Raw genomic sequence first — 13,235 nt, 5'->3', positions numbered from 1 at the left:
GGTCGTAGACGGGAGCCTACCACCAGGGTGTGGGATGTCCAGCGGCGACCACTACCAAGTCCACCGAATTTGGCGAAAGAAGGTCTTATTGATGCTCGTACTGCTCGCTGTAACATTATAATCAGGGAGAGGAAAACAAACCCAGCCCACTAGACTGATTGTAACATTTGCTACAACCTCTTTCTACAGATGCATCCGTCCAATACCCGAAAACAGGGCTAATGGAGCGAATTCTCCAAGGATTTTGGGTCGTAGACGGGAACCTACGACCAAGGTGTGAGATGCCCAGCGGCGACCACGACAAAGTCCACCGAAATGGTGTAGGAAGTCTTAGTGATGCTCGTACTGCCCGCTCTAACACTAAGACTAGTGTTGTCCAGTGGGAATGGCATGAAAGCTGAAAAAAAAGACTTTCCATCCATTGAAAAGTCCTTCTTAATAATGCATTGCGATAATGAGTAGTCGCATGCATCCATTTATTATTTCAAATCGGCCTATCGGCTTCTTCTATTGCCAACCGCCGTATTCTTATTCTTTTGTCCGCCTTTGGATGGCCCTTTCTTTCTTCCTCCTGAAGGACTGTTGCTTCCCGGGCGACTATGTGCTTTCGCTTTTGGAGCTCCTCCACGACCTTTGGGTTTTGATTTCGGTTTAGGTTTGGGTGACGGCTTATTGGTTTTGACCTCGCGTTGTTCTACCCCAGCCTCCTGTTGTTTGGGCTCAAATCCTTGGAGGGTTTTCAGTTTTACGGCCTTTTTCAATAATTTACCGATGGCCTGCACATAGGCCTGCTCATCCTCTGCTACTAATGAAAATGCCTCCCCTTCTGAACCCGCTCTTCCGGTTCTACCAATGCGATGCACATAATCTGCCGGCACATTAGGCATTTCAAAATTCACCACATAAGGCAAAAGGGGAATATCCAGTCCTCTGGCGGCAATATCTGTCGCCACCAACACCTGGATGGCACCTGATTTAAAGCCAGCAAGTGCTTTCAGTCTCTGTTGTTGGCTTTTATCCCCGTGAATAGCGGCTGAGGTAAAGGATTTCTTTTCCAACTTCTTACTGAGTCGAGAAGCCCCATGCTTGGTTCTGCAAAATACCAGGACCTGTTCCCCTCCCATTGAGCCAATTAAATGAAGCAATGCGGAAGCTTTATCGGGCTTATCTACGCGGTAATACACCTGGCGCACTGTTTCGGCGGCGGTATTTTGCGGGGCAACCTCCACTGTCAGTGGATCTTTCAATATTTTATTGGCCAGTCGGCGGATTTCAGTATTAAAGGTGGCGGAGAATAGCAGATTCTGACGCTCTTTCGGCAATATTCGAAGAATCTTTTGAATATCCTGATAAAAGCCCATATCCAGCATCCGGTCCGCCTCATCCAACACCAGCACCTCCACTTTGTCGAGTGTTAATTCTCCCTGATAATAAAGATCCAGCAATCTGCCAGGAGTAGCGATCAAAATATCCAGGCCAGATTTAATTTTATCCACCTGGGGCCCCTGCTTTACCCCACCAAAAATAACGGCTGACTTTAAGGAAAGCCCGGTGGAATAAGCTTTGAAGTTATCGTAAATCTGGGCAGAAAGCTCTCGGGTTGGAGACAAGACCAATGCCTTTATGCCTTTCCTTTTAGGTTTGTTTTGCAAAATATTCAGAATGGGCAATGCGAAGCCCGCTGTTTTACCGGTCCCGGTTTGGGCGGAAGCCAAAAGATCTCTTCCGGATAAAATGGGGGGAATTGCTTTTTCCTGAATGGGGGATGGTTTTTGATAACCTTTTTCCTCTATCGCCTTAAGCAGCTCGGAGGACAAACCTAAATTTTTAAAAGACATATTTTATACTTACGCTCCACCGAATTATGAAGCAGACACAAAATTATGCTTTATATTTCCCAATTCCCTAAAAAATGTGGGATATCTAGAGAAATACGCTTAATTCCTGATTAAATCGATCAAAAGCTTCAAGGTCTAATAAGAAAGAAATATTGCCCTATTGCTGGTATTCCCCAATGAAGTATTAGAAAGGCAAGCCTGCATTCGCTCACACTTGAACTAATTCACATAGGAAATTCATGCTTAAATCCTCGCATAGCGGCAAGGTGGGAATAATGAAGGAACAGTCTCCAATTTTGAGTTTTTTCCAAGGAAACACCTGAAAGAGGATTGAAGCCTGAATAATCCGGGTTAAAAATATTGCTTATACGGCTGGATAAGCAGCTAAAATTTTAGCATCCAAGCATAATTCACCTTCCCCAAAATCACCAATCACGGCCCTGGAAATTAAAATTTCAATACCATAGGTAAGCGCCTCCATTTGAATTTTAATTTTTTGAACAGGAGAAATACCTTCCTCGCCCACCAATTTCGAATCCGAATCTAAATCTAAAAGGCTCAATCTCCAATCAAAAAAATCGGCCCGATCCTGCATTTCATTTTGGCAAAAACCTGACAAATGGTATCCTTTCAGACGACGCATCAAACGATGATACTGCAGCAGACATAAAGCCCTAATTCCTGGCTTCACTTGTTTCAATAAAACGCTCCCATGCCTTTCTATTCGAAGGAGTTTCAGAAACAGCCGCTGTTTTTCCCTTTCATGGGCAAATTCCAAAAGTTCAGTTTGGGCATCCTCCATATTATTCAGGAATTCGTCAGAGGCGCGTCTCATCACTACTACATAATGATTGTTCATGGGCTTTAGTAAGTTTCTGACCTTTCTTACGGCCTCATTAAATCAGCAGCTGAGCGATGTAATAAATTGAATTTTTTAATCCTCTTTTCCCTGACCTCCATTAAAAATATATGATGAAAAGCATTAGAGCCCAATTTTTTCTACCGTATACACCCCTGTAACCAATGCAAATCTACATGCCAAATTTTTTAATTTTTCATTATTTCTCAAAAGCAAGTCAACTTGGAGCGTGTTTAAAAGCCAAAATTCGTGGTGAAAATTTGAAGTATTGCAGAAGCGATACAGAAATATTTTGAGAGAATAGCAGCGCTATTATTGAGAAATTATCCAAAATCGCTTGCAATAATTCGAATTTACAGCCGGATGTAGTGCTTTCAAGCATGTTCTTAAGCTTGTAGCATGATTAATTCGGACTAAAAAAAACCACCCCTCAAAAGAAGGATGGTTTAAAAATTAACAGAAACAATGATTTACTGAGCAGTGCTAACACCCCAAATACTCTGTACATATTCCGGATGATCTACATAAGGATTTCGGTTTTTCTGAATGGTGTATACCGCTTCATTTCGATCGATTTCCTTCTGACTTACTGGATCATTTTCGTGCCACTTCAACAACAACTCCAATTGCCAGTCTTCAAACACTTTGTCTGAGCTCCCATCCAAAACGGCATCCGACTGTGTGGAGTTGTTTTCCCAGCTCGCGATTTCATCTTCATAGCGTGTCGCCATATAGAAATAAATTCGGGCGAAGTCCCCTTTGTATTCATCAATTGGTTCGAATACGGTTCCGCTGTAACCACTTGTGGTATTTGCACCTCTTTTCCCTCCATTATCTGAAGTATAATTTGGATTAGCGACCTCACCATAAGGATAGTTACTACGAATGGTGTTCACATGACTATCCACCGGAACAACCGACACCAAATCAGTATACATCGGATAAACAGTGCCGCCAAACCAACTCTTCGGGAAGCTGTGTTCTCTGTTATAACAACCTCCTTCATGACCGGGGGTGTTCCCACACTGGTCGGTTTGGAAGGTATATTCATAAGGCTGCGCACCAGAAGGATTGTGAGAATACATATCCCAGACGATGTTCCCGTCGCGAAGGTCAGTAGATTCGTAGGCGGTCCAAAGTTCACCGTATGTAAGTTGCTCCGTCTGATAATTAATGATATGATACAGGGTGGTTTTTAATTCATATCCACTTTTATCCGCTGCATCTCGGTAATAATTATCCGGACCCGGAGTTGGGGTGTTACCACCGTCTCCCTCACTCGCACCGGCACGTACAACGATATTGTCCAGCTCCAGCTTGGTACTATTGGCATCGCTGCCGTAATACACAAAAGCAATATGCACGCCGCCGGAAAATTGAGAAAGATCTATGGAAGAACCTTCCCATTGCCAGAATTTCCCATCCGACTTTCCGATATCTTCCGGGAAGGTCACCTGGTCTGTAAAATCTACCCATTGGGCCGTATTTACGTCTCCAGCAAAATCCTCGGACACCATGACTTTCATGACTTCCGTATGTCCATCCACCATGAAACCTACTGCCATGCGGAATTCCAAAAACATATTAGCCCCCTCAACTTCGGGCAGCACTAACCATCCTTCAGAACTTGCATCTCCCGAGCGGAATGGACTGAAAGCCACATAATGACCCGCACTGCTTTCCTTCACCCAGCTCACCGTTCCGGCGGCTGTGATATTGCTCCAACCTTCTGCTGCCACTTGTCCGTCCTGCCAGTTATCAAAGTTTTCCTGGAAGTAGATCTCTCCTTCTCCACCGCTACCGTTGTCTCCATCAAATCCCACTAAATCACTTGGTGAGTTAATGTAAAGCTGTGGTCCTCCGCGGAATTTAGACAAGATGCCGTAGACCGTACCTGTACCAGCAGGTAATTTTTGCCCGGCGAAATCCGCATATCCGGAAGTTCTCATTTCGATATCCGCCACTCCGGTACCGTCATTGAACTTTCGGTTTTGAGAAATTTGTTCCTCCGCATTCGCGAAAGTTTTTCCCCTATCCGCTTCTGCTACAGACATATTTTCAATCTTCACCCACTTCCCTGCATAGGCATCGATATTGCCGAAAATTTGAGCAAGGCTCACCGTAGTGACCTCCAACTCTTTAGTGGCGCCTTTGGTGATATATTCATTGGCCAGCGGAGCAGGAATACGACCCGCAGATGGTTGATTATTATAGATGGAAGGAATGCCCAATTGAGGATTGGTCTCATAAGCGCCCATCACCAATTGGCTACAATCCACCGCAATCTCCATTCCTATTGGGTACTCATTATACAAAGCACTGGCATCCAATCGCATTAAAATACCAGCGGTTTCATCCTGCAGATAAACTTCCTTATAAATATTACCAGCCTGATCACTGGAGATCACCTGCCCAACGATCACCGTACCCGAGTCGATTTCATTGATCATATTATTGCTCGAAGGCGCATATTCCGCGATCAATCCCGCAATGGAAATAGTGGCCGTATTCGGTGGGATCGGGTTGCCCACTTCTTTTGAGGGATTCTCAAAGGTGCTGTCTACGCAGGAGGTGGAAAAACAGATGGCACAGAGCACCCATAAAATAGTGCTGTAAAAGTTGATTTTCATAAAACCAATGTTGTTAACAAGGAGAAAGAAAGTCCCGATAATAATCGGGACTCTCATTTACTAGTTTTCTACTTTTTTAATGGAGAAGCCGTCCCAGTATGCGATTGCATTACTGTAGGTTCTTACTTCCAAATAAAATTTATTCGCTTCTGCAGGCGCTACATAAGTTTGCTTAAACTCCATCCAATTACCAGGATTAGAATTTAGATAGCTCCCTGGAGCACTAGCAGTCATATCCTCAGTACCATCACCTTTTACATGGCCGTTATCCAACGTTCCATCAGTCCCTTGGAAAGCACCCCAAATCCTAACATCAGTGCCATCATTGTTATCAGGATCAACAAAATACCAGAAAGAAATTTCATAGGTTTCTCCAGCTTCAACATCAACTGTTTGCCCCAAATCTTTTCTACCTCCTGTGTGTTTTGCAGAAAACGACCCGAATTTAACAATAGAGGATTCCTTTTCAATATTTTGAACTTTTGACCAAGAAGATGGATATGTATCAGAATCCCAATTCTCAAAACCACCATTCAGTACCAAATTCCCATCAGGGTCTGGAGTAGGTTCTGTACCACCACCATTATCTTCCTCATACTCTTTCGCCTCCACCGTAATCACGGACCAAGAAGAAGCATCATCATTGTCAGTGTTGGTGTATTTAAAGGCCACATACGTATTGGCTTCCAACTCAAATTGAGTCATAGACTGACCACCTTCCGCACGGTCACCTTTAACGGTCAATTCCGTCCAGGTGGCAACGCTTGGATCACCAGTACCGGTATAGTCTGTTGAACCCAATACCATCACTTTATCCAAACCTTTGAAGTAGTTCAACTCTTCCGTTACCGCCAAAACAGGATCAGTCAAAGCCGCAATATCAATAGTAGTCGCAGAAATCATCCAGGATTCGTGCGCACCTTTTCCATAACCATTCACATAAGCCGAACCACTAGAAGCTGACCAGTAAGACTCCGCCTCTACCACATTAAACACTTTAAAATCAATGGAAGTGGCCGTTAAATCAGTGCCCATGATATCATCCAACTGACCTTGATACTTAGGAGCAGAGACTTCATTTTCACCATCAACAGAATATTTCTCTACTTCTTTAATTCCGGCTAATCCGAAGTATTTTTCTAAAGAACCGTACAACCAAACTTGCTGATTCAACATGTCTGCATTGTCTTTTAAGTTTAAATCCTGACGAGCCGCAGAACCACTTGGCAATTGAACCGGAAAGATTTTATCCGGATTCGTTTCATTCGGATTATCCGCAATGGCCATATTACTAGCTGATGCATTATCGCCGGCAACACCGGGCTGGAAAGTATCAGGTGAAGATCCGGTAAAAGATCCTACAATGTAACCCATCACCCACTTCATTTCATCGGCATCCTGATTCACACGAGCTGCCCCAATGTTAAATGGATCCGCCAGCGTACCAGTACCTGCCGGAGGAGCTACGGCATTAGGATCATCAAAACGATCACCTTCAAGGGCAGCGTCTGCCGCTTCGTTCACATACAATTGCAAGGTACCATTAAAGGACGAAAGAATACCGCTTACGCTTCCAGACCCCTGAGGCAGCGCATCTGCGCCAAAAGTAGCGAAATTGGAAGTTCTTACGATAATGGTTTCGCCATTCGCATTGGTCAAAGTTCTGTTTTGAGAGGAAGAAGCATCCGCATCTACCCATGTTTTTTCGTAGTCTTCCTCACTGAACATCACATTTTCCACCTTCACCCAAGTGGCTAAGTGGTCGTCCAAGTCTGATGGCAAAGCATCCAAATCGATTGCCATTGGCATTACCGCCTCTTCTTGCTTACCCGCAATAATATGGTCTGCAATCAAATCAGCATCCAAACGACCAAACTCGCCATTATAAACACCCCCCAATTGGATCATGCCGCCATAGCTTCCCATCTGCATTCCCTCTGCCTTTACATAGACCATTTGGCCAATGGCATAAGACTTATACAATTCCGACTTATCCAGGCGAACAATGATACCCGTAGATTCATCCTGAATATAGATTTCTTTGTAGATGTTTCCGTTTTCATCGGAAGAGATCACTTGTCCTCCAACTACAATTTCCTCTTCGATATCATACATCGCAGGACTTCCCGCTTTTGTATAGATCTCTTTCAATTGCTTAAGGGTATGCGTCACCTCGACTTCCGGGCCTTCGGGAATGGTTGGACCAAGAGGGTCGTCTTTTTTACAGGCTGAGAAAAGCAAAGCCATTACTACCATGGGTAATAACGCACGGTAAAGGTTCGATAGGTTTTTCATGAGTTTAGAAAAATAAGTATTTGAGTATGCTTAAAAACTTACACTTAGGTTAAGAAAGGCTCTGAAGCCCTGTGCGTAATAATATTTGTTATCAAATTTTTCGGGATTTCCTTCCAGAAAGTCAAATCGGTACTGCTGAAATCCGGTGGTCACAATGTTCTCATTGTTCAGGACATTGTTCAGGTTCAGGTTCAGTCGGAAGATATAATCCTTGATCTTCCAGCTCTTCCCGGCAGAAATATCTACTGTAAAGGCCCCATCCAATTCTTCCTGATCTACAATCGCTAAGTATTCCGCAGAACCAGGCTGGAAGGTGTAGTCGTTACCATTGATGGCCCGCGTGGTATATCGGGCAGGATTTAGCGTCACATAACGCTTCCCTAAATAATTGGCCGTCAGCCCTACGAACCAATAATTTTTACTCCAGTATTCCACCGAAACAGCCCCTGCAATTTCTGGAGAACCCCCAACATGGTAGCCATCGAAATAAACGATCTCTCCCTCACTTAATTTCTCTGCACTGTTGTCCACTGTGGTGGTGGCCAAAGGATTAGCATTGTACAGGTATTGGGCATAAGTTCCGGCCGCTTTTACGCGCAACTCGTCGGTAATTTGGTATTCAGCTCCCAGCTCAATACCGGAAAATTCCTGACCAATCCCCTTCAGGGCGTAGTTCACGAAGTTGTTATAGGAATCATCATAGTAGCTGATCACATCCGTCAGGTCACTGATTCTGGTGTAGAATGCCGACACCCGACCTTTAAAGCGCTCCCCTCTGTAGTAATAATTAATATCTCCGGACATGACATTGGAAGACACCAAGTTTTCCATGGCTTCATTTCTGGTTCTGACGGAAACAAATGCATCCTGAAAATAAGGAGCCTGGGTATAATAGGTTCCATTGGCCGTCAAGACATTTCTACCCGTCAGGAAATACTCCCCTCCAGCTTTTACACCATAATCCATGAAACTCAACACTTCTGACTTTCCATAAGAATTCTCGGGGAAGAGTCCTTTCATTCTATTTCCATATCTATACATGGAGGTGTTAGTCAAATTGGCTCCTACATAAGCCGATCCTTTTTGGAAGCTTTTGCTTGCCTGCCCCCACCAGCTTGCCTTATTGATGACCGCATCATAGTCATGCCCGATACGCTCACCCTCTTGCTTGATATTGGAGTCTGACAATAAATCATTGCTGGCCATATCCGGATCGGTGAAATCACGATCAGCGAAGTTATCAATATCGACATAATAGTCTCCGCCTAATAAATCTTCTACTGTATTGTAATTATTCCCCAGGTAATATTCGTACTGCAATCCGGTGGTCAATTTCCACTGATCATTAACATCCCATACCAAAGTAGGGTTAATGTCTAAGTTTTGAATATCATTTTGACGTCTCTCAATGATATAATGCGATCTTGCACCGGTAATCTCTCCGTCTCCATCAGGATTCGTTTCAATGCTATTGTAATTGATCTGATAAAAATGATCAAAATCCAATTGGCCAAAACTCCCATTCGTCCAAAGCTCCGTCATCAAATTTCCAGCAATATCATTGCCTTGCTGATATTGGAATGAAGGTAAATAACGATAATAATCCGGACGTGGATCTTGTGCGTCATACCAGTTCAAAGCAGTTCTGGCTTCTTTTCCGAAAGAGTATCCGACCGCAGTTTTTAGCTTTAAACGCTCATTGAATTTATAAACATCATTCAATACAAACTGGGGAATCATAGAGCTTTTGATACGGCTATTGCGCTTCTCTCCCTTCTGATATCCCCAATACGGGTTGTATAAATTATTATCCTTCAAGTCATAGATTTCCTGCACGGTAGCGCCTTGTTGCCCTCTTTTATAAGGAGCGATCAATGCGGTTAACTGAACGGAATGATTTTCGTTGAATCGCTTTTCCGCACCAAAGAAACCTGCCCATGCGTCATAAGAAGTTCCTTCCACATAACCCTCCTGCGCCCAACGACGAGAACCGGATACCGTAAATGCCCATCCATTGTCCATCAAACCGGTGGAATAGGTCATCATGACACGATTAGAATAACTGGAATTACTCAGCGAGTAACTTGCCTTGAACCCCGGACGTTGTTGTGAAGGCTTGGTAATGATATTGGTCGCTCCACCAATATTACTGAAGGAAAAATCCACCGGAGCGATGTTATAGGTCGTTTCCTTATTGCGCGTCACATCATTTAGTCCACCCCAAATCGACCAGGAAGCATAACCTTTTTCCGGATGCGCCATATTGACCCCATCCATAAACACCTGCGTATAGCTGGACTGGTAACCCCGCTGACGAAACCAATATGGCCCCCAGGAATAACCGGCCAAAGAGCTGAAAGCATCACCGGAAGAAAATAGCAGTCCTGGTGTGGATTGCGTCTCGCCATCATCTGCATCCAGTTCACTTAAGGAAAGGACAATCGTCCCGACATCATCATGCATCGGCTTCAGCGCAATGACCATCCCCTGCTTCAGAGGCATTACTACAGAATGATAGTGCTCATCGGAAATTTGCACCATGGTATCATCATTCACCTGGCCCTGAGGAACGAAAAAGTAACCCGCTCTATCCGTCGTAAAGGTCACCCCATTGATTTGCAACTTTACCTTTACCGCTGGCAATTGGGTATCAGCAAGAATGACCTGCCCTTTGATCACCTCTCCCTCTACCTGCGCCCAGGCAGGAAAAAGGGCGGTTATCAATAGTAACACAGTAAAAAAGTGTCTCATAGTTTAAGTTTTGAATATCGGCAGTCGCTATTCAACTGCCATTTATAGTAGGTTTTGGGAAAATTTATAGTCCGGTTTTTTCTTTCAACAGGTAAATGACCACTGGAAAGTGATCCGAATAACCTCCGGCATAATTACCGCCGGCATAGGTGCGGAATGGATACCCCTTATATCTTCCATTGGGATTTTTTAGCTCATCAAAATTGCAGATTTCAGCCTTATAGTAAATCAGGCCCTCTTTATTGAGCATTTCTTTGCTTACAATGATCTGATCAAACAGGTTCCAGTTATCGCGATAAGCCAAGGTGCCTTGCCCATTTTTATACAACTTATACATGGGGTTATACAGGTAGTCTTTGTCCGTCACCTCCGATTTCTTCCCCTTGGCTCCCAAGGCTTTTGTCATACTCTTATTGACCGGATCATCATTAAAATCACCCATCACCACGACATTTATGCCCGGCTTCTCGGCTCTGAGCTCATCAATAATTTGTCTTTGTAATTTCCCTGCCTCTTCACGGTACCAGGATTTTGCGCGTCTAGAAGGCCAGTGGTTCACCATTACTGCCAATGGCTCCCCTGCCATTTCGCCCTCTACCACCAATTGATTTCTGGTCGCGAATCCTTTATAGGCATTCTTAATCCACAGTTCACGTGCATAAAAATTCTCTACCTTAAATACATCCGTGCGATAAATCAAGCCCACATCAACACCACGCTTGTCCGGGCCTTCGACCAACACTACCTCATAAGGATAATCACTTAATGGCGGTCGAGCAATTAAGTCCCTTAAACACTGTTCGTTTTCCACTTCTGCGATGCCACAAATCACCGGAGGGCCACCTGCCTTAGCAGCTCCCAATTTTGATATCACATTCGCCATTTGACTTAATTTCAACTCATAGCGCTTCTGCGTCCATTTATAATCTCCATCGGGAAGGAAGTCCTCATCATTTTTGTTGGGATCATTGATCACATCGAAAAGGTTCTCAACATTATAAAAAGCTACATTATAAACGTTAAACTCACCTTGCTGAGCATAACCAAATGACACGGCCCCCAAAAAGAGGAGCATCAAAATGCTTAAACGAACAAAAAATCGCATTTTCAATAAAATAGATTAAGAATAAATTAACCCTACTAGGATTAATTTTTGGTTTGAATTTAATAATCGCAAAGTTAAAAATTAGATATTAAATTATAAAAAAAGATTATAATAATGTAGAATTATTAATCTATTCGTAATACCACCCGACTTTCAAAACTACCCCACAACAAAATAAATGATGTAAAATAAGGTATTTAGCGAAATTAATAACGTTTTTCATGATGCAATTCAGGTGTTTTTAGAATAAAATTTTTCGGTAGAGTAAAAGAGAATCATCCTCATAAAAAGTAAAATCATTAGTTTTTGTCTCGAAAAAAGGAAAGAATTAACTTAAAATTTATATTTACAGCAATTTTACCAAATCAACAACTAAAACCCCTACTAAACAGTATCTTATGAAGTTTTTACACAAAAATATAATTTACCAAACCAAAAGCATTGTTGTTGATCGCTTTACTCAAAATTCATATTTTTTTTATTAAAAAAATTCACGCTTATCTTTATGTAATCTTAAAAGATATTCACACTAATATTGCTCCCGGCCTAGACGCTGTATTATCCCAATTAGAAAAATTAACATCCCCACTTTCCATATCAATCCTGACTGCTCCCAATGCTCCTGTATCACTGACTTCAACCGCCTCTTTTTTCGCTGCTCCGGCCTACCCCAAAAGAGCAAAATACTCCAATCTCTTGGACTAGGGGAAAACCCTCAATTTTCCCAAAACAGGCAAATTCGAGCCAAAAGAACTTGATAAAACTATTGGATTTCAATAATTTATCCACAAATAAGAACAATTTAGAACCACAAACCTAAAGCACTCATTAACAACACAATACATTAATTTCATATAATGATTCATTTTTTACCAAAAGCGACTGATATTTGCAATAAGAATTGGGTGCTTTTAGGAAAATGGTAAACATCAATATTCACCCATGATCGGATTTATAACACCCTCTTTATAGCAGGTACTTCCCATGAATATCAACGACCTAGAGAAAATATATAAAAAATGGACTGACGAGGAGCTCGCCTATGTATTCTATCTCCACCAATTTAGGTATGGTACCATTTTCTCTCGGATTCTAAGAAAGGAAGTGGAAAGCAGAAAGAATATTAATGAAAAGTGGATTATATCTAAAATACTCAATCCGGGGTTTTTAAAACACGGCTTGAAGCATATTAGTCTGCGAATTTTTCAGGCTTTCCTGGGGCTTACCGCCCTACTTACCATCTTAAACATCCATTTCTATTTAGATCCTGATTTAAGACTACATACTGCCTTAATCATCTTCAATGTGCTTGCTGCCCTATTCAGCTGGTTGGCATACGGACGATGGAAAAAAATTGAAAAAATCGCCAAGCCTTACGGAGGCTTTAGTGAAGAAGAAATAAGGCTTATTCAGATGGTTCGCTTCAAAGAAGCGGTAGATCAGGCTTTAGATGAGCCTGCTTTGATCAGGAGATTCTTCCGGGAGGACTGTAATAAAGATAATTTTCAGGAATTGAATCAGCGATTTTTCGACACCTATGGCTTTGACTTTCACGAAAGGGTTTATCAATACTCGGATGACATTCAAATCCAGTTATACTTATTGGGCACATTAAGAGAAAAAGGAATTTTAAGACATGAACCTCCTTTTGATGTGCTCCCACCATGGAAGTTAAAACATCAAGCGCAAGATTAAGCCCAAATAAAAAGCCAAGACAATTTCTATTGCCTTGGCTTTTTTTATGACTATTTCAAATA

The 13,235-nt window shown here is 42.6% G+C and carries 7 protein-coding genes; 1 reads left to right on the top strand and 6 read right to left on the bottom strand.

The features are described from left to right. Positions 1-494 precede the first annotated feature (494 nt). From AAA970_RS06485 to AAA970_RS06460, 6 genes are all read right to left on the bottom strand, one after another. Positions 495-1,838, bottom strand: a complete 1,344-nt coding sequence (locus AAA970_RS06485; protein ID WP_338236434.1) for a DEAD/DEAH box helicase — start codon at positions 1,836-1,838, stop codon at positions 495-497. A gap of 364 nt (positions 1,839-2,202) precedes the next feature. After that, positions 2,203-2,697: a hypothetical protein gene (locus AAA970_RS06480; protein WP_338236433.1), complete on the bottom strand. Its 495-nt coding sequence runs from the start codon at positions 2,695-2,697 to the stop codon at positions 2,203-2,205. 470 nt (positions 2,698-3,167) lie between these two features. Continuing rightward, positions 3,168-5,327 carry an endonuclease gene (locus AAA970_RS06475; protein WP_338236432.1) on the bottom strand — a complete coding sequence of 720 codons (2,160 nt, stop codon included), beginning with the start codon at positions 5,325-5,327 and terminating at the stop codon, positions 3,168-3,170. A 60-nt stretch (positions 5,328-5,387) separates the two neighbouring features. Further along, positions 5,388-7,622, bottom strand: coding sequence for a DUF5689 domain-containing protein (locus tag AAA970_RS06470; protein ID WP_338236431.1), 2,235 nt, complete (start codon positions 7,620-7,622; stop codon positions 5,388-5,390). A 30-nt stretch (positions 7,623-7,652) separates the two neighbouring features. Continuing rightward, complete coding sequence (locus AAA970_RS06465) at positions 7,653-10,373, bottom strand: TonB-dependent receptor (RefSeq protein ID WP_338236430.1); 2,721 nt, start codon at positions 10,371-10,373, stop codon at positions 7,653-7,655. 64 nt (positions 10,374-10,437) lie between these two features. Continuing rightward, positions 10,438-11,478 (bottom strand): endonuclease/exonuclease/phosphatase family protein, encoded by a 1,041-nt coding sequence (locus AAA970_RS06460; RefSeq protein ID WP_338236429.1) that lies wholly within the window; start codon positions 11,476-11,478, stop codon positions 10,438-10,440. A 984-nt stretch (positions 11,479-12,462) separates the two neighbouring features. Here AAA970_RS06460 and AAA970_RS06455 point away from each other — a divergent pair. After that, a complete protein-coding gene (locus AAA970_RS06455) occupies positions 12,463-13,173 on the top strand; it encodes a hypothetical protein (protein WP_338236427.1) in 711 nt (236 codons plus the stop codon). Positions 13,174-13,235: the final 62 nt, after the last annotated feature.

Source organism: Persicobacter diffluens (assembly GCF_036244895.1).
Taxonomy (GTDB): domain Bacteria; phylum Bacteroidota; class Bacteroidia; order Cytophagales; family Cyclobacteriaceae; genus Persicobacter; species Persicobacter diffluens.
This window is presented reverse-complemented; position numbering and strand designations above follow the sequence as displayed.